Source organism: Streptomyces sp. NPDC096176 (assembly GCF_044763255.1).
Classification (GTDB): Bacteria; Actinomycetota; Actinomycetes; order Streptomycetales; family Streptomycetaceae; genus Streptomyces.
On sequence record NZ_JBIWFV010000006.1, the window covers coordinates 474,473 to 497,153 of the forward strand.

Sequence of the window (22,681 nt, forward strand, 5' to 3'; positions counted from 1 at the left end):
GGTCGTCGCGCCTCCGCGCCTCGCGACACGCCCTAGTGTCCGACCACCGACAGCGCCTGGTCGAGGGCCTGCAGGAACCGGTTGGTCGTCGCCCGGTCCCGTACGGCGAGCCGCAGCCAGTCGTCGTCGAGCCCCGGGAACGTGTCACCGCGCCGCGCCGCGAAGCCGAGAACCCGCAGACGGTCCCGCACCTGCGCCCCGCGCCGCACCCGCACCAGGACGAACGGCCCCGCCGCCGACTCAACGGCCTGCACCTCTTCGAACTCGGCCAGTCCCGCCAGCAGATGCGCCCGGTCCGCAGCGATCCGGCACGCCGCCGCCTCCGCCTCCGCCCGTGCGGCACGTCCCATGCACGCCTCCGCCGCCGCCAGCGCGGGCGTGGACACCGGCCAGAGCGGCTGCGCCCGCTCCAGGGCCGTGATCGTCTCCGGCTCGGCGAGCACGTAACCGATGCGCAGGCCCGCGAGGCCCCACGTCTTGGTGAGGCTGCGCAGCACCACCAGTCCGGGCACGTCCGTACGCCCCGCCAGTGCCTCGCTCTCGCCCGGCACCGCGTCCATGAACGCCTCGTCCACCACCAACAGCCGCCCCGGGCGGGCCAGCAGGGCAAGGTCCTCCGCCGCGTGCAGCACCGACGTCGGATTGGTCGGGTTGCCGACCACGACCATGTCCGCCTCGTCCGGCACCGCCTTCGGGTCGAGCCGGAAGCCGTCCCGCTGCCGCAGCACCAGCCGCTCGACGTCGTGGCCCGCGTCCCGCAGTGCCGCCTCCGGTTCGGTGAACTGCGGATGCACCACCAAGGGCCGCCGTACCGGGAGGGCGCGCGCCAGCAGGACGAACGCCTCCGCGGCGCCCGCCGTCAGCAGCACCCGCTCCTCGGGCAGCCCGTGCCTGCGGGCGACCGCGGCCCGCGCCGCCCGCCCGTCCGGATAGGCGGCGAGTGAGGCCAGGGAACCCGTTATGCACTCGTTCAGCCAGCTCGGGGGCGTACCCGCGCGGACGTTGACGGCGAGGTCGACCAGGCCCGCCGCCCCGTCCCGCACCTCCGCGTCGCCGTGGTGCCGCAGATCGTGCCCGCCGAAGCGCTGCTCCGGCTGCTCAGCGTGCGCGTACATGGCTGCCGTGCCGTGGTGGGGGAGAGCTGGTCACGGACATCTCCTCGATGTGGGGGCGAACGGTGCGGTTCGAACACAGTGGGGATCGAACAAAGGCGGTGAACAAACGTACGACGGTCATCATGTCCTCTGCCGGCGCATACCGGCAGTGGTCGGAGACGTATGCGACATCCTGCGGACGATGGCGCATGTCACACCGGCCGGCCTCCCCACCGGTTCCGATCGCCGCTTGGGCACGAGCAGTTCGCCTCCCTCGGCCAGCGCCGCCGCCTCCGCCACCGAAGGCGTCCCGACCGCGCGCAGCGCCGCCCCTGACGGGTTCTCCACGGGCACCTGCGCCAAACGCTCCGCCCCGTACGTGAGGAGCGGAACGCCCAGCCGCCCGGCGGCGGCCACGACGCCGGGCTCCGACGCCTTGGCGTCGACGGTCGCCACCGCGACCACGTCGGCCGCGGACAGCCCCGCCTCGTGCAACGTCCGCAGGACGAGCCCGTGCACCTCGTCGGCCGGCACGCCGCGCGACGCGCCGATGCCGACGACCAGACTTCTGGAGTCGCTCATGGGGTGCGCTCCTCAGGGTGCGGTGGACAACTGGTCAACCGGGTGAATCCGGGACGGCGGGATGTGCGCCGAGGCCGCGGGATCGGCTAGCAAGGGCGCATGGCGGTGATCGTCGCGCTCGGCGCGTTCCTGATGACGCTCTTCGGAGGCTGGACGGCGGGCCGGGTCACCGACCGCCGCCACCTCGTGCTGGGCCTGGCCGGCGGACTGATGCTCGGCGTCGTCGGCCTGGAGCTGCTGCCGGAGGCGCTGGAGGCCGCGGGCGGGCCGGTGCTCGGCGTACCGCAGGCGCTGCTGCTGTTCGTGGGCGGCTTCCTCACGGCGCACATGGTGGAACGGCTGCTGGCCGTACGGCAGGCCGCGCACGGCGTGGACCACCGGGTGCCGCAGGTGGGTCTGACAGCGGCCGCGGCCATGGTCACCCACAGTCTGATGGACGGTGTCGCGCTCGGTGCCGCGTTCCAGATCGGCGGCGGCATGGGCGCCGCCGTGGCGCTCGCCGTCATCACCCACGACTTCGCCGACGGGTTCAACACGTACACGATCACCAGCCTGTACGGGAACACCCGCCGCAGGGCCAACCTGATGCTCGTGGCCGACGCCCTGGCCCCCGTCGTCGGTGCGGCGTCCACTGTGCTGTTCACTCTTCCTGAGGAACTTCTCGGCAGCTACCTCGGCTTCTTCGGCGGTGCGCTGCTGTACCTCGCCGCCGCCGAGATCCTGCCCGAGGCCCACCACGAACACCCCGCCCGGTCCACCCTGTTGTGCACCGCCGGGGGAGTGGGCTTCATCTGGCTGGTCGTCGGTGTCGCCGAGTGAACCGTGTCCTGTCATCCGCGGCACGCCGCCACGAACCGGGCCGCCACCTCCGGCCGCGACGCCCAGTGCGTGTGCAGATAGCTGGCGTGGACGCCCTGCTGCACGAACCCCTCGACCCGGCGCTCCGGCCGCACCATGCCCCAGGCCGGGGCGGGACCCGCGCCCGGCGCGAGCACCGTGCGGTGGAACTCGTGCCCGCGCAGCCGTGTTCCGGCGGCGGCGAGGGGGCTGTCGACGACCGCGACGGCCTCCCGGTACCCCAGCGTCAGCCGGCCCGACATACGCGCGTCGGCCTCCAGGACGCCGCACATGGGCCTCCCGTCGAGGGAGCGGGCCAGGTACAGCAGCCCGGCGCATTCGGCCGCGACAGGTGCGCCGGAGCGGGCCAGTTCGGCAACCGCCTTGCGCAACGACTCGTTCGCGGACAACTCGGGCGCGTACACCTCGGGGAACCCCCCACCGATGACGATGCCGCGGGTTCCCTCCGGGAGCGCCTCGTCCCGCAACGGGTCGAACGTCACCACCTGAGCCCCGGCGGCCCGCAGCAACTCCACGTGCTCCGCGTACGAGAACGTGAAAGCCGCTCCGCCAGCCACCGCGATCACCGGTTGCGGGCCGGCCTGTGGCATGTCGCAGGCGGAGTGGCCGGGGAGGCCGTCCCGCTGCTCCATCACGGCCCCGGGCTCCCACGGAGCGTGCGTCAGCTCTGGCGCGCTGCGCGCCAGAGCCAGCAACGCCTCCAGGTCGCACCCGGCCCGTACCTGCTCGGCCATCGACGCCACCGCGTCGACCGCCTCGGCCTGCCGCTCGGCGACCGGCACCAGCCCCAGGTGTCGCGACGGCGTCGCGACGTCCGCCGCCCGCCGCAGCACACCCATCACCGGTACGCCCGACTCGCCCAACGCCTCCCGCAACAGATGCTCGTGCCGGTCCGTGGCGACCTTGTTGAGGATCACCCCGCCGATCCGCACCTCCGGGTCCCACGACGCGAAGCCGTGCACCAGCGCCGCCACCGACCGGGACTGCGACGAAGCGTCCACCACCAGCACCACCGGCGCGCGCAGGAGCTTCGACACCTGGGCGGTCGACGCCAGCTCGCCCTGGTCGGCGGCACCGTCGTACAGCCCCATCACGCCCTCGACGACGGCGAGTTCACAGCCGCGGGAGCCGTGCGCGAAGAGCGGCGCGACCAGCTCCGTGCCGCACATGTACGCGTCGAGGTTGCGGCCCGGCCGGCCGGTGGCCAGTGCGTGGTAGCCCGGATCGATGTAGTCCGGGCCGACCTTGTGCGGGGACACGGCGAGACCGGTCGCCGCGAACGCCGCCATCAGGCCCGTGGCGACCGTGGTCTTGCCCGCGCCGGAGGCCGGCGCGGCGATGACGAGACGTGCTACCACTCGATGCCCCGCTGGCCCTTCTGCCCCGCGTCCATGGGGTGCTTGACCTTCGACATGTCGGTGACCAGGTCGGCGAAGTCGATCAGCTTCTGCGGCGCGTTGCGGCCGGTGATCACCACGTGCTGGGTGCCGGGCCGCTCGCGCAGCACCTCGATCACCTCGTCCGTGTCGATCCAGCCCCAGTGCAGCGGGTACGCGAACTCGTCGAGCACGTACAGCCTGTGCGTCTCGGCGGCCAGATCGCGCTTGACCTGCTCCCAGCCCTCACGGGCCTTGTCCTCGTTGGACTGCTCACCCGCGGCGGGCTCGCGCTGGATCCACGACCAGCCCTCACCCATCTTGTGCCAGGCGACCGTGCCGCCCTCGCCGCTCGCGCCCAGCACCTTGAGCGCGTTCTCCTCGCCGACCTTCCACTTCGCCGACTTGACGAACTGGAAGACCCCGACCGGCCAGCCCTGGTTCCAGGCCCGCAGCGCGAGCCCGAACGCGGCCGTCGACTTCCCCTTGCCGATGCCCGTGTGCACGAACACCAACGGACGATTGCGGCGCTGGCGGGTGGTGAGTCCGTCGTTCGGTACGACGGTCGGCTGTCCCTGTGGCATCATGCGGCCCTTCTGGTAGCGGTTACGTCCCGAACGTCCTTGATGAGCCCGGCGATCGCATCGGCCCGCAACTCGTCCAGGGTGACGGCGCTGCCGCCGAGCTCCCCGGCGAGCGTGCCGGCCAGACCGAGCCGTACGGGCCCGGCCTCACAGTCCAGGACGACGGCCGCGGTGCCCTCCGCCGCGTGCAGCCGTGCGGCGCGCAGCCCCTGCGCGAAGGCGTCACCGGCTCCCGCCGCGGTGGCCCGGCCGTCGGTCACCACCACGAGCAGCGGGCGGCGCGACGGGTCGCGCAGCCGCTCGATACGCAGCACCTCGTGAGCCTTGAGCAGGCCCTGCGCCAGGGGCGTACGGCCCCCCGTCGGCAGCGACTCCAGCCGGGCCGCCGCCGCGTCCACCGACGAGGTCGGCGGCAGCGCCAGGTCCGCGTCCTTGCCGCGGAAGGTGATCAGCCCGACCTTGTCGCGCCGCTGGTAGGCGTCCAGCAGCAGCGACAGCACCGCGCCCTTGACGGCGCCCATCCGCTTCCTGGCCGCCATCGAGCCCGACGCGTCCACCACGAACAGCACCAGATTGCCCTCGCGTCCCTCGCGGGTCGCCTGCCGCAGATCGTCCCGGCGGACCACCAGACCGGGCCCGCTGCGCCCACGGGCGCGCTGATGCGGCGCGGCGGCCTGCACGGTGGCCGCCAGGTGAAGCTTCGTCAGCGCCCCCCGGGGCTGTCGCGCGCCGGTGGTACGGCCGTGCTCGGTACGCGCCCGGGACCTGCGCCCCGCCGCGCCCTCGCCGAGACCGGGGACGCTCAGCACCTTCGTACGGAACGGCTCCGCCGCCGCTACGGGCTGCTGCTCGCCGCGGCTCGTAGCGGCGGGGGCGGGAGCCTGGGAAGGAGCCGGTTCCGAGTCCGGACCGGTGCCTTCCGGCGCGTTTGAGACGTCCGGCGCGTCGGGGCCGCTGCCCTGCGGCGGCACTCCGCCGCCGGGGCCGCCCTCCGGTCCCGGATCGGGGTCGTGGTCGGGATCCGGGTCGGGCTCGTCGTCCCCGCCGAACTCGTCCAGCGTCTCGTCGAGCTTGCTCTCGTCCAGGCCCGGAGCGTCGAACGGAGCCCGCCGCCTGCGGTGCGGCAGCGCCAGCAGCGCGGCCTGCCGCACGTCCTCCTCCGCCACCTCGTCCCTGCCCGCCCATGCCGCCAGCGCGGTCGCCGTGCGGGCCATCACGATGTCGGCACGCATACCGTCGACCTCGAATGCCGCACAGGTGGCGGCGATCTGACGCAGGGCCACATCGCCCAGCGTCACGTGAGGCAGCAGTTTCCGCGCCGCCGCGATCCGCTCCCGCAGCTCCGCCTCCTCGCCCGCCCAGCGCGCCGCGAAACCCGTCGGATCGTCGTCGTACGCCAGCCTGCGCCGCACGACCTCGACCCGCAGATCGGGGTCGCGGGAGGCCACGACCTCCACCGTGAGCCCGAACCGGTCCAGCAACTGGGGGCGCAGCTCGCCCTCTTCGGGGTTCATGGTTCCCACCAGCAGGAAGCGGGAGGCATGCCGTACGGAGACGCCTTCGCGCTCGACATAGGAGGCGCCCATGGCGGCCGCGTCGAGCAGAAGGTCCACAAGATGATCATGAAGAAGATTCACCTCGTCGACGTACAGGATTCCGCGATGCGCGTCGGCGAGGAGCCCGGGCTCGAACGCCTTCACACCCTCCGAGAGCGCCCGCTCGATGTCGAGCGCGCCGACGAGCCGGTCCTCGGACGCCCCGACGGGCAGCTCCACCATGCGCGCCGCCCGCGCCTCCATGGCTGCCCCGCCCTCGTGCGGTCCGTCCGGACACGACGGGTCCGGCGCGGCGGGCGCACAGGAGAAACGGCACCCGGCGACCACGGGCACGTCGGGCAGCAGGTCGGCGAGGGCACGTACCGCGGTGCTCTTCGCGGTGCCCTTCTCGCCGCGCACGAGCACGCCGCCGACAGCCGGGCTCACCGCGTTGAGCAGCAGGGCCAGCCGCAGGTCGTCCATTCCGACGACTGCGGTGAACGGAAATCGGGTGCTCATGTGGCGATCACTCCTTCGCGTGGCGGCTGTGACGCATCGGTGCACGGCAGATGATGATGTTCGGCATGGTGGTCACGTACTCCCCGGCCCATGCGGGGGACGGTCCGCCCCTCGACGCGCCGGGACCGCACGAGGCGAAGTGCTCCCCGCCCGTGCGGGGATTGCCCGGGCTCGGGTGGCCGTCGCCGGGCGCGAGCGCTGTGGTCCCTCACGGCGCCCCCGGGGGGACGAACGGCAGCCCCTCCGGCGCCCCGTTCTCGATGAGCCGCAGCAGCGCGTCGGTGTCCGCGTGTTCCTCGATCAGATCGCCCAGCCGGTCCAGCTGCTCCTCGCGCAGCGCCCCGAAGCTCGTGTCCGGCGCGGGCACGAAGCGCCGGCCGGCCTGCGCCGCGACCTCCCGCAGAAACGCCCGCCGGAAGCCGTCGCTCTCCAGCGACCCGTGCCAGTGCGTCCCCCACACGGCGCCGACCCGGCAGCCGTCCAAGAAGGCTTCGCCGCCCATGACCTCGGCCACGCCATGATGGATCTCGTACCCTTCGACGCGCTCCCCGAGGGCCTCGCCGACGGGCCTCGTAAGGGTCTTGTCCGGCGCGAACCGCACACGCACGGGCAGCAGTCCGAGCCCCTCGACCTCACCGGCACGCGACTCGACGTCGTCCTCGATGTGTTCGCCCAGCGCCTGGAAGCCGCCGCAGATGCCGAGCACCGGCCGCCCCTGCGCGGCCCGCCTCGCCAGTGCGTCCGCCAGCCCGCGTTCCCGCAGCCACGCCAGCGCCTTCACGGTCCCGCGCGTGCCCGGGACGACCACCAGGTCGGCGTCCACGAGTTCCTCGGCGCGGTCCACGAACCGCACCACGACGCCCGGTTCGGCGGCCAGCGCGTCCACGTCGGTGAAGTTCGACATCAGCGGCACCGCGCAGACCGCGACCCGCAGCACGTCCTCACCGACGGGCGCCGCGACCACCGACTCCCGTACGGCGCCGCGCAGCGACACCCGCAGACCGTCCTCCTCGTCGATGCCGAGCCCGTGCGCGTACGGCAGGACGCCGTACGTCCGCCGCCCGGTGAGCCCGAGCAGCATGTCCAGCCCCGGCTCGAGCAGGGTCACGTCACCGCGGAACTTGTTCACGAGGTAACCCGCGACGAGCGACTGGTCCTCGGGGCTCAGCAGCGCCGTCGTACCGAAGAACTGGGCGAACACCCCGCCCCGGTCGATGTCCCCGACCACCAGCACCGGCAGCCGTGCGGCGCGCGCGATGCCCATGTTCACGATGTCCGTGCGCCGCAGATTGATCTCGGCCGGACTGCCCGCCCCCTCGCAGATCACGGCGTCATACGTGCCCCGCAGTTCCTCCAGACACGCCATGACCGGCTCGAACAACTCCCGTTTCCTTCCGCCGTGCAGACCCTTCCCGGCGGACGATCCGCCGGCGGTCCCGAAGAAGCCGCGGGCGCTCAGCTCACCCACCGGCTTGCCCATCAGCACCACCTGGCTGGAACGGTCGCTGCCGGGCTTCAGCAGCACCGGGTTCATCAGGGCGGTCGGCTCCACACGCGCGGCCTGCGCCTGCATGGCCTGGGCGCGCCCGATCTCCGCGCCCTCACGCGTCACGAACGAATTGAGGGACATGTTCTGCCCCTTGAAGGGCGCGACCTTTACCCCTTGCCGCACCAGCCAACGGCAGATCCCCGCCGTGACGACGCTCTTGCCGGCGTCCGAGGTCGTCCCGGCGACCAGCAACCCCCCACCGGTCATGCCGGCCTCCTCCCGCCGCGCCCTGCGCGCAGCATCCGCCCCGTGGCACAGACCACCAGGGTCAGCAGGCCGACACGCCGCGACAGCCGCACCGCCCGCCCGATGTCGTCGAACTCCACCGCCCGGCCGTCACCGTTGAGCACCGGACGGTGCTCGACCCGGCCGCCGTACGAGAGAGTCCCGCCCAGCCGCACCCCCAGCGCGCCGGCGAACGACGCCTCGACCGGGCCGGCGTTGGGGCTGGGGTGCTTGCCCGCGTCGGCCCGCCAGGCCCGTACGGCGCCCCGCGGATCCGGCCCGCTCGCGGCCGCCAGGATCGCGGTCAGCCGCGCGCCGGGCCACCCCGCCACGTCGTCCAGACGCGCCGACGCCCAGCCGTAGCGCCGGTAGCGGGGCGACTTGTGGCCCACCATCGCGTCCAGGGTGTTGACCGCACGGAAGCCGACGAGGCCGGGCACGCCGGCCAGCGCGCCCCACACGAGGGCGCCCACGACCGCGTCGGAGGTGTTCTCCGCGACGGACTCGACGACGGCGCGGGCGATCTGCTGCTCGTCCAGGGCCTGCGGATCGCGCCCGCACAGATGCGGCAGCCGTTCACGTGCCGCCTCGACGTCCCCGGTGGCCAGCGCGTCGCCGATGGCGGAGGCCTCACGCCCCAGCGTCGTACCCCCGACGACGGCCCACGTGGCGGCGGCGGTCAGCGCGATCGACGCGGCGGGGGAGCGGCGTGCGGCACGGCTTGCCAGCGCTGCCGCGGCGGCGGCACCGCCCGCGCACACCGCGGTGTGCAGCGCGCCCCGGCCGCGGTGGTCACGCCACAGGACACGCTCGACGGCGGCGGCCATCCGTCCGAACGCGGCGACCGGATGCCCACGGCGGGGATCGCCGAGGAGCAGGTCACCGACGAGGCCGGCGGCGGCGCCGTACACGAATACTCGGTCGGCACGCACGGGATCAGCGATCCCGGAAAGGGTGTCCGACGGACAGGGCTGTACCGCAGCCGGGCATGAGACGAGTCCTCACTCAGGGTCCGCGCCCTGGTTCGACGTGACCGGCGGTGAGAGTTCCTGGCTCCCCGGGGATCGTGCTTCCCGGGTGACAGTGGCGGGACCGCGCCGGATTCGCACCGGACTTCCTCTTCTGCCGCCGTTGATGGCCCCGGCAGTCCACCATGCGCGCGAACGCCCGTCAACTCGCCATTGACCTGCGGCGGGACAGTGTGCCGAGCCCCACACCGGTGCACACACGAAGGCCGGGCCGAAGGCACCCGCAGGTGTCCTCGACCCGGCCTTGTGAGGGTCCGTCGGTCGTCAGGCGACGATCAGATAGATCCCGTAGGAAACGGCCGCCGCGCAGAGCGCGAAGCAGGCGTACGCGCCCGTGCGTGCCAGTGCGCCGGAGCCTCCGGCCTGCGAGGCCGCCTCCTGCTTGGTCAGGCCCACGATGCCCAGGGTGAACAGGCCCACCAGGGCGACGGTGGCGACGAGGCTCACGCCGAAAACGGAGCCGAGAGCTGCCCAGTCGATCTTCATGCTGCTGCTTCCTTACACCGTGGCCGGACGTGCCGGCTCGGGCTCGGCCGGGGCCGGGATGGTGGCCTTGATGTCGCCGGCGGGCGGCGGGGTGACGGCCGCGATGGCGGTCGTGACGACGCCCGCACGCTCATCGGTGCCGTCGGCGTCCACGTCGTTGACGTTGGTGTGGTCGACGACCTGGCGGCGCGAGATGAACCAGATCGCGGTGCACGCGGCGACGAGGAAGACGGCGACGGCCGCGACACCCCAGTCGCCCTGCTTGGTGACGTACTCGGAACCCGCCGCGACGAGGCCCGCGGCCGGCAGGGTCAGACCCCACGCCACGAACATCCGGGTGGCGGTGGACCAGCGGACCACACCGCCCTTGCGGCCGAGGCCGGCGCCCATGACCGCGCCGGAGCAGGAGTGGGTCGTCGACAGGGAGAAGCCGAGGTTCGACGAGGCGAGGATGACGCTGGCCGCGCTGGTCTGGGCGGCGAAGCCCTGCTGCGGCTGGAGGTCGGTGAGGCCCTTGCCCATGGTGCGGATGATGCGCCAGCCGCCGAGGTAGGTGCCGAGCGCGATCGCGACACCGGCGGAGACGATGACCCACAGCGGAGGGTTGGAACCGGGGGCGATCACATTGCCGGCCACGAGAGCCAGCGTGATGATGCCCATCGTCTTCTGGGCGTCGTTGGTGCCGTGCGCCAAGGAGACAAGACCGGCGGAGGCGATCTGTCCGGCGCGGTAGCCCTTCGCCGTGGCCTTCTCGTCGGTCTTCCGGCCGAGCCGGTATGTGAGCCGGGTGGCCAGCATGGCGGCGAGGCCCGCGACGAGCGGTGCGGCGACGGCCGGGATCAGGACCTTGGTGACGACGACGCCGCCGTTGACCCCGCCGAAGCCGACCGAGGCGACCGTGGCGCCGATCAGACCGCCCATGAGGGCGTGCGAGGAACTGGACGGCAGACCCACCAGCCAGGTGGCCAGATTCCAGAGGATGGCGCCGACGAGCGCCGCGAAGATGACTTCAGGTGAGATGCCTGATTCGTCGACCAGACCGCTGGAGATCGTCTTGGCGACCTCCACCGACAGGAAAGCACCGACGAGATTCAGAACGGCAGACATGGCCACCGCTGTCTTGGGCTTCAGTGCACCGGTCGAGATGGTCGTCGCCATCGCGTTGGCGGTGTCGTGGAAACCGTTCGTGAAATCGAACACGAGCGCTGTCACGATCACAATCGCGAGCAGCAGGGTGATGTGTTCCATTTACCCAGGCAATCGTTTGACGTCATTGACTCGGGGACCGTAGGCAACCTGGATGAACGGAAGGTGAACTGAGTCAGGCTACCCGGTGTCTCCAAGTGGTGTCCGGGGGCCGCTTGTCTGGTTTCCGCCCCGGGCGCCGCTCCTCGCAGCCACTCGAACACCCTCCGTGTCCCCAGTGGCGTCGTCGGGCTCTCGTCGGACCGTCGTCGGGCCGTCGGACCTTCGGTGACAGGATCACGGTATGACTGATGAGGCGCGGCACGACGCGATCGAACGGGCATGGCAGGACCTCGTGGACACGGCCCGCAGGACGGCCGCCGAGGGACTCGTGGTGGGTACCTCCGGAAACGTCTCCGTACGGGTCGGCGAGCTCGTCCTCGTCACGCCCAGCGGAGTGCCGTACGACCGGCTCACCCCGCAGGACACCGTCGGCGTCGACCTCGACGGCACACAGGTCATCGGCACCCTCGCCCCCACCAGCGAGCTGCCGCTGCATCTCGCCGTCCACCGCGAGACCGGCGCGCGCGCAGTCGTCCACACCCACGCGGTGCACGCCACGGCGGTCTCGACCCTGGTCCCCGAGCTTCCGCCGGTCCACTACATGACAGCCGCCCTCGGCGGCCCCGTCCGCGTCGCCGCATACGCCCTGTACGGCACGGAAGAACTGGCCCGGAACATGCTCCACGCCCTGCGCGACCGTACGGCCTGCCTCCTGCAGAACCACGGAACGATCACCTACGGCGACACCCTGGCCCAGGCCTACGACCGCACGGCGCAACTGGAGTGGATGTGCCGCCTCTGGCTGACGGCGTCCTCCATCCCGGGCCGGACGCCGAGCCTGCTGTCCCCCACCCAGCTGGCGGAGGCGTCTGCCCGACTACGCGGTTACGGCCAACAGCCCCGCTGACGCCCGCGGTGCGGGCCGCCTCCCCGCCGCCGCGCCTTCCGCTCATCGGGCCCGTCCCCCTATGCCATGGCGCAGTGGGGTTCCGGGCCCCCACCCCGCGCTCCGCCCCCACCCCGCGCTCCGCCCCCGGTGCCGGGCGGGGGACTTCGGGACCCGGCACCGCGCTCCCTCTCCAGTGTCGGGCGGCGCGGGGGCGCCATCGCTCGCGTCTCACGGCCCGAGGCGCGGGGTCGGGGATGTGGGGCGGCATTTGTCCGCCTTGAGGGGGCGGGTCGGGGTTCGAAACCCGGCCTTCGACGAGCGGGGGCAAGCCTCGGCGTGCGAGCGCGATGCGCGGGGGGTTTCGGCTCGATGCCGGCGCGTCACGCGCCCGCCGGGGAGCGTGACGCCGCGGCCCGGCGGCAGTACCCGCCGGGCCCCGCGGTGCCACACGCGCGGCTCCGCCCACTGGCCCCCGCCCGCGCCCCCGCACACACTGGACAGGTGCGCCCGGCTACAGCGACGGCAGCGGCCGTCACCACCCTGATCGGAGTCGGCGCGGCCGCGGTCGCGGCCGGCCGTTACGCGAGCCACGTAGCGCTGAGGGCGCAGGCCCACCGGCCCCTGCCGGGCGACCCTCGGCTCACCGTGCACGAGACCGCACCCGGCAGGGTCGTCCTGACCCGCAGCCTGGCGTCGCTGCGCCCCGGGACGTACGGGCTCGAGGGGTCGGGCGTCCATGCGGTCGTGGGTCCGGTGCTCGACGGTGTGCCGCACGGTCCGGACACGGTCGTGCGCCGTCTCGTGCACGTCACGGAGGGCGGTCTGGAGCCCGGCACCCGGGTCCGGCTCACCCCGCAGGTGCACCTCGGCGACCCCGGCGCCGCCCTCGGTATCGCGCACTCCGAGATCCTCGTTCCCGGCGAACTCGGCGCGCTGCCTGCCTGGTTCGTGCCCGGCGCTCGCGCCACCTGGGTCATCGCCGTGCACGGCCTGGGAACCACACGGGAACACACCATGAACCTGATGGAGTTCCTGCACGCCCAACAGTTCCCGATCCTGTCCCTCGCCTACCGGGGCGACCCGGGCGCTCCCCGCCCCCCGGACGGCCTCGGCCACCTCGGCGACTCCGAGTGGCGCGACCTCGACGCGGCCGTGCGACACGCGGTGCGCAACGGCGCGGAGCGCGTCATCGTCCACGGCTGGTCCGTCGGCGCCTCCATGGCCCTGCACGCCGCCGCCAATTCCGGTCTGCGCGACCGGATCAGCGGCGTCGTCCTGGACTCGCCGGTGCTCGACTGGGAGACGACCGTGCGCGCCCTGGCCGCCGCCCGCCGGACCCCGGCCCCTCTTCTGCCCTTGGCCGTCCGGGCCGCCCAGGGTCGCACCGGGGCCCACGGCGACAGGCTCGCCGAAGCCGTCGACCCGCTCTCGCTCGACGTGCCTGCCCTGATCTTCCACGGCCCCCACGACACCCTCGCGCCCTGGCACTACTCCCGCCGATTGGCCGCCCAGAGGCCCGAACTGGTGACGCTCCACACGGTCCCGAACGCCCCGCACGCCGCCATGTGGAACGCGGACCCGAAGGCGTACGAGGAAGTCCTCCGCCGCTTCCTGACCCCCTTGATGTAAGCCGGGCCGCAGGGCGTCGAGCGCGGGTCACAGGGTTCCGTTTGGGCTTTCGGGCCGTCAACGGGAAGACTGCACCCTGTGACGTCCCGAAAGCCTGATGAGCAATTGGCGCGCAACTCCAGACTCCGTCTTGTCCGCCCTCGATCCCTGGCGACGGCACGACGGGCCGTGACGACCCGGCGCACGCGCCCGGCACCCCGGCCGCCGGAGGGCACGCCGGCCCCGGCCGAACTCGCCCGCCAGGCGAGGGCGGTCCTCGCCGATGCCGTGCGGATCGCCCGCTGGGCAGCCGCCGACCGGGATCCCAGCACCACGCCGCTCGCCGAGAGCGCCCGTAAAAGGGCCTCCGACGCACTGGACCTGACCGAGGATCAGGTGCGGGCCGGCTGGGACCGCGCCCGCCTCGCCGGTCTGGTCGAGCTGCACGGCGACACGGCCCGCCCCGGCTGGCGTCTACGGGCGTGGGACCGCGACGACATGGCCGTGCTGCGCGGCTGGGTCGCTCTCTTCGACGCCTGGTCGCTGATCCACCCGGCCCCTGGGGATGTCGCGCCCACGGCTGTCGCCGAGGTCGTCGAGGCTGTGCCCCAGGTGCTCTCCCTCCTTCAACTCTCGGCCGGTCCCGTGCTCGTGCCGGCCCTGCTGGACCTGTTGCAGCAGCGCGTCACCGAACTGCGCGAGGAACGCTGCGAGGTTCCCTACGGCTCACGGTCCGACGCGGAGGCAGACCTCCCGGAAGCCCCGCGGGCGGAGGCCGGTGGCGCCGAGGTGTCCGTCTCCGCGCTCCTCGACTGGGCTCTCGAGGGGCTGTCCGCCGTCGGCGCCCTGACCCTCGAACGGGGCCAGGCCACGCTCACTCCGCTGGGCAACTGGGCGGTGTGGGTGAAGCTGGAGCAGATCTGCGTCGCGGCCCAGAGCCCCGCCGGCAACATCGAGCAGTCCGCGGAGGACATGCTGCGCGGCTGCGCCCGCCTCACCCCCGGCCCCGCCCGCGCCGAGTACCGCGCCTGGCTCGCGGCGCGCACCGTCTCCAGCGCCGTCGGCGAACTGCTCACCGTCGCCCGCGGTGAGGACGCCCTGCTGCGCGGCCTCGCCTTCGAGGCGCTGCGCGTGGTCGGCGCGCCCGCGGAGGCGGAGGTCCGCGCGGTGGCAGGGGAACCGCCCCTGCGCCCGTACGCCTTGCTGTGGCTCGCCGAGTACGAGGGCGCGGACCCGGAGGACGCGGCCGATGTCCTCACCCGTGAGGAAGCGACCTGGCTGTGGGTGGACACCGCGGCGGCCGTCGCCGACCACGGAGAGCCCCAGTTGCTGCTGCGCCACCTCGACTCCGCCGTGCAGGGCACGGTCCCCGCGCTGCTCGAGGCGGTCAGGGCCGGCGGCCACCCCCGCACGGTCCAGGTGCTGGTCGCGCTCGCGGCAGCGCACCCGGACCCGGCCCTGGCCAAGGCCGTGCGCAGGGCCGCGTTCCAGGTGCACACCGGCACCGGCGGGGTCTGACTCCTACGACGGCCGCACGGATGCGGCGGGGACCACGAACAGCTACGGGGACTCCGCCGCTCCCGGTGCGTACGAGCCGAAGCTCCAGACATTGCCCTCGAGGTCGCGCGCCATGTAGTCGCGGGAGCCGTAGTCCTGGTCGGTGGGCGCCGTGACGATCTCCACGCCGTGCTCCACCGCTCGGGAGTGGTGCGCGTCGACGTCGTCGACGTGGACGAACACGCCCGCCGGTCCGGCGTCCTTCATCAGCTTGTCGAACTCGCTGCCCGTGCCCTTGCTGCCCAGCATCACCATGCCGTTGCCGTGGGTCAGTTCGGCATGGGCGATCCCGCCGTCCTCGTTCTCGTACACCGCGTGTTCGAAGAAGCCGAAGGCCTCGGTGAGCTGTCTGATCGCGGCCTTGGCGTCCGCGTACACCAGCGTCGGACAGATGCTCGGCGACTGAGCCATCCCGATCACTCCTCACTTGCTCGACGACAGTCTGTGATCTGTGTCTCAGTCTGGCACCCGCCACTGACAACGGCCCTCAGCGCCACCGGCAACGGCCGTCAGCGGAACGTGTCGCAGTGGCCCGGGTCGCCCGTGCGGTAGCCGGTGGCGAACCACTGTTGCCGCTGGGCCGCCGAGCCGTGCGTCCAGGACTCCGGGGTGACCCGGCCCTGGAGCCGCTCCTGGATCCGGTCGTCGCCGACCGCCGCGGCCGCGTTCATGCCGTCCTCGATGTCGGCCGCGGTCAGCGACGTCATCAGCGGCTCACCGGTCTTGTCGTCCGGCGTCGTCGTCGCGTGGTGCGCCCACACCCCCGCGTAGCAGTCGGCCTGCAGTTCCACGCGAACGGCATTGCTGCCCGCGCCCTGCCTGCCGTCCTGGGCCGACCTCAGCGTGCCGGTCAGGTTCTGTACGTGGTGGCCGTACTCGTGGGCAACGACGTAGGCCTGGGCGAACGGGCCGCCGCTCGCCCCGAAGCGGGTGCGCAGCTCGTCGAAGAAGTCGAGGTCCAGATAGACCTGCTCGTCGCCGGGGCAGTAGAACGGCCCGACCGCCGAGGTCGCCGTCCCGCAGGCCGTCCCCACCTGCTCGGTGAAGATCACTGTCCGCGCGTGCGAGTACTGCCCGCCGCGCCGCGGGAACTCGCCGCGCCAGTAGTCCTGCACGCTGTTGACCACCGCGACGATGCGGCAGTCCTCCCGGGTGTTGGCGTCCGAGCCCCGGCGGCAGGACTGGGAGATCTCCGCCTGGGACGACGCGGTCGCCGACGGCCCCTCGTCACCCGACGACAGCCCGAGCTGCTCCGGTCCCACCCCGAAGAGCAGCCCGAGGAGGAGCGCCACGAGGCCGGCGAGGCCGCCGCCGATCGTGGCCCGGCCGCCGGGGATCCTGCTGCCCCGTTCGTCCTGGACCTCCGAGGTGTCCAGACCGGCGTCGTCGTCGAACTGCATGGGTCACCGCCTTCGCCGATTCCACGCCGAGTATCGAGCGGATCCAGGCAAAGTGCCCCTTTTGCCGTCCTCGCGTCCGCAGTGCTCTGCGGCGTTCGCAGGCCCTCCGGGGCGGAAAACCACTTGCACCGTCCCGTTAGACTGGGCCGTATGGCAATTCTCCTTGTGCATTAGACGGCGTAGAAGCGTCTACCGCCCGTCCCTTCCGCCGTCCTACCGCCCTGGAGTTTTTCCGTGATCACCGCATCCGGTATCGAGCTGCGCGCCGGAGCGCGCGTCCTCATCGAGTCCGCTTCCTTCCGTATCGCCAAGGGCGACCGCATCGGCCTCGTCGGCCGCAACGGAGCGGGCAAGACCACGCTCACCAAGTGCCTCGCGGGTGAAGGCATTCCCGCCGGCGGCACCATCGCCCGCTCCGGCGAGGTCGGCTACCTCCCGCAGGACCCGCGCACCGGCGACCTCGACGTGCTCGCCCGCGACCGCATCCTCTCGGCGCGCGGCCTGGACACCTTGATCCGCAAGATGCGGCTGAACGAGGAGCGCATCGCGACCGGCCAGGGCGCCACTCGCGAGAAGGCGCTGCGCCAGTACGAGCGTCAGGAGACCGAGTTCCTGACCAAGGGCGGGTACGCCGCGGAGGCGGAGGCCGCCACCATCGCCGCCGCGCTCGGCCTGCCCGACCGGGTGCTCGGTCAGCCGCTCCATACGCTCTCCGGCGGTCAGCGCCGCCGCGTCGAGCTCGCCCGCATCCTCTTCTCGGACGCCGACACCCTCCTGCTCGACGAGCCCACCAACCACCTCGACGCCGACTCGATCGTCTGGCTGCGCGACTACCTGAGGACGTACCGCGGCGGCTTCATCGTGATCTCCCACGACGTCGACCTCGTGGAAACCGTCGTCAACAAGGTCTTCTACCTCGACGCCAACCGCTCGCAGATCGACGTCTACAACATGGGCTGGAAGCTCTACCAGCAGCAGCGCGAGGCCGACGAGAAGCGCCGCAAGCGTGAGCGGCAGAACGCGGAGAAGAAGGCCGCCGCCCTCAACTCGCAGGCCGACAAGATGCGCGCCAAGGCCACCAAGACCGTCGCCGCGCAGAACATGGCGCGCCGCGCCGAGCGGCTGCTGGCAGGTCTCGAGGACGTCCGGGTCGCCGACAAGGTGGCCAAGCTCCGCTTCCCCGAGCCCGCGCCCTGCGGCAAGACGCCGCTCAGCGCGGAGAGCCTGTCCAAGTCGTACGGCTCCCTCGAGATCTTCACCGACGTGGACCTCGCCATCGACAAGGGCTCGCGTGTGGTCATCCTCGGCCTCAACGGTGCGGGCAAGACCACCCTGCTGCGGCTCCTCGCGGGCGTCGAGACGCCGGACACCGGACAGGTCACCCCGGGCCACGGTCTCAAGCTCGGCTACTACGCCCAGGAGCACGAGACCCTCGACCCCGACCGCACGGTGCTCGAGAACATGCGCTCCTCCGCGCCCGACCTCGACCTCGTCGAGGTCCGCAAGACGCTCGGCTCGTTCCTCTTCTCCGGCGACGACGTCGACAAGCCGGCCGGCGTGCTCTCCGGTGGCGAGAAGACCCGGCTCGCCCTGGCCACCCTGGTGGTCTCGTCCGCCAACGTTCTGCTGCTCGACGAGCCCACCAACAACCTGGACCCGGCCAGCCGCGAGGAGATCCTCGGCGCGCTGCGCACCTACAAAGGCGCGGTCATTCTCGTCACGCACGACGAGGGCGCGGTCGAGGCGCTCGAGCCGGAGCGGATCATCCTGCTGCCGGACGGTATCGAGGACCTGTGGGGCGCGGACTACGCGGACCTCGTGGCACTGGCCTGACGGCCTCCCGACGCCACTCGTCGAGGGGTCCGGCTCCCGTGCCGGACCCCGTTGATCCACTTGCTATGGATCATTCGGCCTACGGGTGATCCATCATCTGTGTGAGTACGTCTCGTATAGCGGCGTGGCGACTGGTGGACCACCCTCGTCCGGTTCCCCGTCGTGGCGCTGCCCGGGTTTCTGGCCTGACCTGGTATTACGCCCCCGGGCCCGTCCAGGCGGCCGACCGGAGCGGACCGGAATGCATCATTCCGGTAGTGGCGGCCGCATAGGGCACGGCAAAGCGTTCCGTACTGACCTTGTCGAATGGGTGGCCAGGAGGCCCGGTAGGGGTGATCATGAGAAGTCCAGAGCGCACTTCCCATGAGGAGGCACGGGTGGCCGAGACTCTGAAGAAGGGCAGCCGGGTTACCGGCGCCGCGCGCGACAAGCTCGCGGCAGACCTGAAGAAGAAGTACGACTCCGGTGCAAGCATCCGGGCGCTGGCCGAAGAGACCGGCCGCTCCTACGGATTCGTCCACCGGATGCTCAGTGAGTCCGGAGTCGTTCTGCGAGGACGTGGCGGAGCGACGCGGGGCAAGAAGGCCGCTTCGGCCTGACAGCCCCACCCGGAAGAGGCTCCTCATCCGGTTCATCGGTTCCGTTGTCGGTGTCATCACGGTGGCCCCTGGTCGGCCTCACGGCCGGCCGGGCGGTTACCGTGCAGTAGCTTACCTTCCTCAGTCCGAAGAGTAAGCCCGACTGCACCGAACCGGAGGCGTCTCATGACTTCGCTCGATCCTGTACTCGACAAGGACGGCGTACGGCTCACCGTCGAAGATGCGGTTGCCACGGTGACGCTGACGAATCCGGCCAAGCGCAACGCCCAGAACTTCGCGCTGTGGCGGGCGTTGGCGCAGGCCGGACGGTCGTTGCCGGGCAGCGTGCGGGTCGTTGTGCTGCGCGGTGAGGGCAAGTCCTTCTCCGCGGGACTCGACCGGCAGGCGTTCACGCCGGAAGGTTTCGACGGCGAGCCGTCCTTCATGGACCTCGCGCGGGGCTCCGACGCGGAAGTCGATGCGTCGATCGCCGAGTTCCAGGAGGCGTTCACCTGGTGGCGCCGCAATGACATCGTGTCCATCGCGGCCGTCCAAGGCCATGCGATCGGCGCCGGTTTCCAGCTCGCCCTCGCCTGCGACCTGCGGGTCGTCGCCGAGGACGTGCAGTTCGCCATGCGCGAGACCAGCCTCGGGCTCGTCCCCGACCTCACGGGCACGCACCCCTTGGTGTCGCTTGTCGGCTACGCCCGCGCCCTCGAGATCTGTGCGACCGGCCGCTTCGTCCACGCGGAGGAGGCCGAGCGCACGGGCCTGGCCAACCTCGTCGTCCCGGCAGCGGAACTCGACGGCGCCGTACGCGACCTGGCCGCGGCGCTGCTCGCCGCGCCCCGGGACGCGGTGATCGAGACGAAGGCGCTGCTGCGGTATGCGGCGGGCCGCTCGTACGACGAGCAGCGCGCGGCGGAGCGGGCGGCGCAGGGCCGACGCCTGCGCGACCTGGCCGGCCTCGCGGACTGACGGGAAGGGGCGCTGCCCCCGGGCCTCGCGCCCCGAACGCCCGCTACGGGCCGGTGCCGTGGGAGGTGACCCCGGCGGGACTCGACCCCGTCTCGTCGGGGTCCGGGGCCCGCTACGGGTCCGTCATGAGACCGCAGTGACCACGACCGTCACGGCGCGGTCGTCGGGCAGCGCCTCCGCCACCGTTCTCCGGACCGCCCTCGCCACCTCCAACGCCGCATGCCCCGGTGCCGTCGCCAGTTCGACGCGGACATGGCCAGGGCCGTGGTGCACGGCGGTGCCCAGCGTTGCCGTCAGGTGGGCCACGCCCGGTGTCGCCGCCGCGGCGGTCCCGGCCGGGTCCGACGGCCGCACCGCTGCGGGAGCATCCGGCACCGGCCGCTCCTCGGGGGCGGAGTCCAGCAACTCACGCACCCGTAGATCCACCGTCGTGACCGCGAGGCCCAGGACGTCCGACGCCGTCTCGAACAAGGTTGCGCGCAGTGCGGCACTCAGCGCCGGCAGGGGCTCCTCGAGGGCCCAGACCGACACGTCGGCCTCGACGCGCAGCGGTCCCGGCAACAGGGCGGTCGGGGGTGGGGGCACCGTCGGGTCCTCGGCGGCGTCCGGGGCCACGAGGGAGAGCCGGATGGTCCCCAGCGCGGCTCCCGGCACGGCTGCGGCGCCCGCACCGCGCAGCACCGTCGCGGCCGCCCGTTCGGACAGCCAGGCGCCGTCCGCCGGGCCGCCGAGCGGAAGTAGTCTGCCGAGGCCCATCGCCCGCCGCACCTGCCCCCGCACCGCATCGGAAGTGGTCATTACTCCAGCCTGCCGCATCCCTGGGGCGAATGCGGGCAAGCGCCCTTAGTGTGGGCATTTGGAGGTCACTACCGCTCTGAAAGGACGACGGCGATGAGCGAGACACCTGGCCGCAACCTGAGCCCGACATCCGGAAGCGAACCGTCCGGCACCAGTGACGCGACGCGTAAGACCACCGGCGGCAAGCGTCTCGCGGAGCCCGCAGCCCGTGGCCGCACCACCATCGCCGACGGTGTCGTGGAGAAGATCGCCGGGCTGGCCGCCCGGGACGTATTGGGCGTACACGCGATGGGCGGCGGGCTGGCCCGTACCTTCGGCGCCGTACGCGACCGGGTGGGAGGGGCGGGCGGCGGCAGGTCCAGTGCCACCCGCGGAGTGAAGGCCGAGGTCGGAGAGGTGCAGACGGCGCTCGACCTGGAGATCGTCGTCGACTACGGAGTCTCCATCGCCGATGTCGCCCGCGCGGTCCGCGAGAACGTCATCTCCGCCGTGGAGCGCATGACCGGCCTCGAGGTCGTCGAGGTGAACATCGCAGTCAGCGACGTGAAACTGCCGGACGAGGAAGAAGAAGAGTCGGAACCGCGACTCCAATAGAAACCGGTGGCGCCTGCGCAGCCGGTGGAGCCTGGAGAAAGCCCGAAGAGGTTGCTGGAAGGCAGTAGAAGGAGCTCGACATGAGCATGGCCGTGGTCGGACTGATCGCCGGTATGGCGCTCGGCTTCGCCGGGTATTTCGGTGGGTTCGGTGCGTTTTTGCTGGTGGCGGCATTGGGAGCGGTCGGCTTCGTGGTCGGCCGGTTCCTCGAGGGCGACCTCGAGGTCGGCGACTTCTTCCGGAGCCGCGAGCGTGGCGACGGGCGGCGGTGACGCCTCGTGGTCCCGGACGCTGTGGGGGCGGGCGGTGTGCCGGGCAGCGGCGCGCCCGCGGGTCGGTTGGCGCCGGCCGACCGGGGGGCGACGAACATCGCCGACCGCGTCGTCGCGAAGATCGCCGCGCGGGCGGCACGTGAAGCGCTCCCCGGCGTGCCGGAAGGCGGTGCACCACCGCACGCCATGGTCGTCGTCCATCACGACACGGCCCGGGTGCGGGTGAGCCTGGAGCTGGACTATCCGTCGGACATCGGCGCCCAGTGCGGTGCTGTGCGTCGCCAAGTCATCGAACGGGTAAGGACGTTGGCGGGGATGGAGGTCCCCGAAGTGGCGGTGCAGGTCGAGCGGCTGCACTCCGTCCACTCGCGCCGCGCGGCGCAGGGGAGGATCCGATGACAGAGCCGACCGAGCCGGAAGAGCCCACCGCACGCGAGCAGTCCACGAGTGCCGCGCGTCCCGCCCGGGCCGTTCTCGAACTGGACCAGTCCGCGTCGGCCTCCGCCTACGATCCGGCGCCGGTGCCCGTGGACGACGACGGTGGCAGGGCCGGCCGCTTCTGGTCCGTGCGCCGCCTGCCCGCCGGGCTCCTCGCCCTGGTCGTCGTCGCAGGAGCGGGGCTGCTGCTGTACGACGTCGCCGCCGTACGGGCAGAGCGGCCCGCCATGCACTGGCGGCGCGCCACCGCCGACCGGCTCGCCGAATGGCGGCTGGACGAGGTCGCGGTGCTGGCCGCCGCCGGGCTCGCGGTGCTCGTCGGCATCTGGCTGATCGTCCTCGCGGTGACCCCCGGCCTCCGGGCGCTGCTGCCCATGCGGCGCGACCGGGCGCATGTCCGGGCCGGCCTCCACCGCGAGGCTGCGGCGTTGGTGCTGCGCGACCGGGCCATGGAGGTCTCGGGAGTACAGAGCGTCCGAGTACGGGTGCGGCGCTCGAAGGCGTCGGTGCGGGCGCGGGCGCACTTCCGTGAACTCGACGACGTGCGCGCGGACCTGGACGAGGCACTCGGCGCAGGCCTGAAGGAACTCGGCCTCGCCAGACCGCCGGCCCTGTCCGTGCACGTCGGCCGGCCGCCGAAGAAGGGGTGAGC

The 22,681-nt window shown here is 72.4% G+C and carries 22 protein-coding genes, 1 pseudogene and 1 riboswitch; of the genes and pseudogenes, 11 read left to right on the forward strand and 12 right to left on the reverse strand.

What is annotated here, in order from left to right; translation table 11 throughout:
- Positions 1–32: 32 nt before the first annotated feature.
- The gene (cobC, locus tag ACIQ7Q_RS19795) at positions 33–1,115 is read right to left on the reverse strand and encodes an Rv2231c family pyridoxal phosphate-dependent protein CobC (protein WP_403863324.1); all 1,083 of its coding nucleotides are present in this window, start codon (positions 1,113–1,115) and stop codon (positions 33–35) included.
- Positions 1,116–1,286: 171 nt separating this feature from the next.
- Positions 1,287–1,661 (reverse strand): annotated as a pseudogene (locus ACIQ7Q_RS19800) (cobalamin biosynthesis protein); the annotation flags it as partial.
- 114 nt (positions 1,662–1,775) lie between these two features.
- Here ACIQ7Q_RS19800 and ACIQ7Q_RS19805 point away from each other — a divergent pair.
- Positions 1,776–2,495: a ZIP family metal transporter gene (locus ACIQ7Q_RS19805; protein ID WP_403863327.1), complete on the forward strand. Its 720-nt coding sequence runs from the start codon at positions 1,776–1,778 to the stop codon at positions 2,493–2,495.
- A gap of 11 nt (positions 2,496–2,506) precedes the next feature.
- On the opposite strand, the gene ACIQ7Q_RS19810 is transcribed toward ACIQ7Q_RS19805, so the two are convergent.
- The 7 genes from ACIQ7Q_RS19810 to ACIQ7Q_RS19840 form a co-directional block, all read right to left on the reverse strand.
- The gene (locus ACIQ7Q_RS19810) at positions 2,507–3,892 is read right to left on the reverse strand and encodes a cobyrinate a,c-diamide synthase (protein WP_403863330.1); all 1,386 of its coding nucleotides are present in this window, start codon (positions 3,890–3,892) and stop codon (positions 2,507–2,509) included.
- Positions 3,886–4,494: a cob(I)yrinic acid a,c-diamide adenosyltransferase gene (gene cobO / locus ACIQ7Q_RS19815; RefSeq protein WP_403863605.1), complete on the reverse strand. Its 609-nt coding sequence runs from the start codon at positions 4,492–4,494 to the stop codon at positions 3,886–3,888. The genes ACIQ7Q_RS19810 and cobO overlap by 7 nt, the downstream gene beginning before the upstream one ends.
- Entirely contained in the window at positions 4,494–6,548 is a 2,055-nt protein-coding gene (locus tag ACIQ7Q_RS19820; protein ID WP_403863333.1) for a putative cobaltochelatase, read from the reverse strand. The genes cobO and ACIQ7Q_RS19820 overlap by 1 nt, the downstream gene beginning before the upstream one ends.
- A gap of 208 nt (positions 6,549–6,756) precedes the next feature.
- Entirely contained in the window at positions 6,757–8,304 is a 1,548-nt protein-coding gene (locus tag ACIQ7Q_RS19825) for a cobyric acid synthase (RefSeq protein WP_403863336.1), read from the reverse strand.
- Positions 8,301–9,254 carry a cobalamin biosynthesis protein gene (locus ACIQ7Q_RS19830; protein ID WP_403863339.1) on the reverse strand — a complete coding sequence of 318 codons (954 nt, stop codon included), beginning with the start codon at positions 9,252–9,254 and terminating at the stop codon, positions 8,301–8,303. Before ACIQ7Q_RS19830 ends, ACIQ7Q_RS19825 begins: the two co-directional genes overlap by 4 nt.
- An 89-nt stretch (positions 9,255–9,343) precedes the next feature.
- A riboswitch (cobalamin riboswitch) is annotated at positions 9,344–9,482 on the reverse strand.
- A gap of 132 nt (positions 9,483–9,614) precedes the next feature.
- A complete protein-coding gene (locus ACIQ7Q_RS19835; RefSeq protein WP_403863342.1) occupies positions 9,615–9,836 on the reverse strand; it encodes a hypothetical protein in 222 nt (73 codons plus the stop codon).
- 12 nt (positions 9,837–9,848) lie between these two features.
- A complete protein-coding gene (locus ACIQ7Q_RS19840; RefSeq protein WP_403863345.1) occupies positions 9,849–11,084 on the reverse strand; it encodes an anion permease in 1,236 nt (411 codons plus the stop codon).
- A 241-nt stretch (positions 11,085–11,325) separates the two neighbouring features.
- On the opposite strand from ACIQ7Q_RS19840, the gene ACIQ7Q_RS19845 reads away from it, so the two are divergent.
- The 3 genes from ACIQ7Q_RS19845 to ACIQ7Q_RS19855 all read left to right on the forward strand — a co-directional run bounded on the left by ACIQ7Q_RS19845 (position 11,326) and on the right by ACIQ7Q_RS19855 (position 15,099).
- Entirely contained in the window at positions 11,326–11,991 is a 666-nt protein-coding gene (locus ACIQ7Q_RS19845) for a class II aldolase/adducin family protein (protein ID WP_403863347.1), read from the forward strand.
- Between the two features lie 483 nt (positions 11,992–12,474).
- Positions 12,475–13,602: an alpha/beta hydrolase gene (locus ACIQ7Q_RS19850; RefSeq protein ID WP_403863350.1), complete on the forward strand. Its 1,128-nt coding sequence runs from the start codon at positions 12,475–12,477 to the stop codon at positions 13,600–13,602.
- Positions 13,603–13,680: 78 nt separating this feature from the next.
- On the forward strand, positions 13,681–15,099 hold the full coding sequence (locus ACIQ7Q_RS19855; protein ID WP_403863353.1) for a hypothetical protein: 1,419 nt from the start codon (positions 13,681–13,683) through the stop codon (positions 15,097–15,099).
- Between the two features lie 42 nt (positions 15,100–15,141).
- Here the strand turns inward: ACIQ7Q_RS19855 and ACIQ7Q_RS19860 are convergent, their stop codons facing one another.
- Both ACIQ7Q_RS19860 and ACIQ7Q_RS19865 read right to left on the reverse strand, forming a co-directional pair.
- Entirely contained in the window at positions 15,142–15,549 is a 408-nt protein-coding gene (locus tag ACIQ7Q_RS19860; protein ID WP_403863356.1) for a VOC family protein, read from the reverse strand.
- A 98-nt stretch (positions 15,550–15,647) separates the two neighbouring features.
- Complete coding sequence (locus ACIQ7Q_RS19865; protein WP_403863359.1) at positions 15,648–16,538, reverse strand: neutral zinc metallopeptidase; 891 nt, start codon at positions 16,536–16,538, stop codon at positions 15,648–15,650.
- Positions 16,539–16,772: 234 nt separating this feature from the next.
- Between ACIQ7Q_RS19865 and ACIQ7Q_RS19870 the strand changes: the two genes are divergently transcribed.
- From ACIQ7Q_RS19870 to ACIQ7Q_RS19880, 3 genes are all read left to right on the forward strand, one after another.
- Positions 16,773–18,371 (forward strand): ABC-F family ATP-binding cassette domain-containing protein, encoded by a 1,599-nt coding sequence (locus ACIQ7Q_RS19870; protein WP_403863362.1) that lies wholly within the window; start codon positions 16,773–16,775, stop codon positions 18,369–18,371.
- 377 nt (positions 18,372–18,748) lie between these two features.
- Entirely contained in the window at positions 18,749–18,970 is a 222-nt protein-coding gene (locus tag ACIQ7Q_RS19875; RefSeq protein WP_005319113.1) for a helix-turn-helix domain-containing protein, read from the forward strand.
- A 165-nt stretch (positions 18,971–19,135) separates the two neighbouring features.
- Positions 19,136–19,927 (forward strand): enoyl-CoA hydratase/isomerase family protein, encoded by a 792-nt coding sequence (locus tag ACIQ7Q_RS19880; RefSeq protein WP_403863366.1) that lies wholly within the window; start codon positions 19,136–19,138, stop codon positions 19,925–19,927.
- A gap of 123 nt (positions 19,928–20,050) precedes the next feature.
- On the opposite strand, the gene ACIQ7Q_RS19885 is transcribed toward ACIQ7Q_RS19880, so the two are convergent.
- Positions 20,051–20,725, reverse strand: coding sequence for a hypothetical protein (locus ACIQ7Q_RS19885; RefSeq protein WP_403863369.1), 675 nt, complete (start codon positions 20,723–20,725; stop codon positions 20,051–20,053).
- Between the two features lie 93 nt (positions 20,726–20,818).
- Here ACIQ7Q_RS19885 and ACIQ7Q_RS19890 point away from each other — a divergent pair, with 93 nt between their 5' ends.
- From ACIQ7Q_RS19890 to ACIQ7Q_RS19905, 4 genes are all read left to right on the forward strand, one after another.
- Positions 20,819–21,319 carry an Asp23/Gls24 family envelope stress response protein gene (locus ACIQ7Q_RS19890; protein WP_403863372.1) on the forward strand — a complete coding sequence of 167 codons (501 nt, stop codon included), beginning with the start codon at positions 20,819–20,821 and terminating at the stop codon, positions 21,317–21,319.
- An 80-nt stretch (positions 21,320–21,399) separates the two neighbouring features.
- Complete coding sequence (locus ACIQ7Q_RS19895) at positions 21,400–21,591, forward strand: hypothetical protein (RefSeq protein WP_403863375.1); 192 nt, start codon at positions 21,400–21,402, stop codon at positions 21,589–21,591.
- A 6-nt stretch (positions 21,592–21,597) separates the two neighbouring features.
- Positions 21,598–21,990, forward strand: a complete 393-nt coding sequence (locus ACIQ7Q_RS19900) for a hypothetical protein (RefSeq protein ID WP_403863378.1) — start codon at positions 21,598–21,600, stop codon at positions 21,988–21,990.
- Positions 21,987–22,679, forward strand: coding sequence for a DUF6286 domain-containing protein (locus ACIQ7Q_RS19905; protein WP_403863381.1), 693 nt, complete (start codon positions 21,987–21,989; stop codon positions 22,677–22,679). The genes ACIQ7Q_RS19900 and ACIQ7Q_RS19905 overlap by 4 nt, the downstream gene beginning before the upstream one ends.
- Positions 22,680–22,681 lie beyond the last annotated feature (2 nt).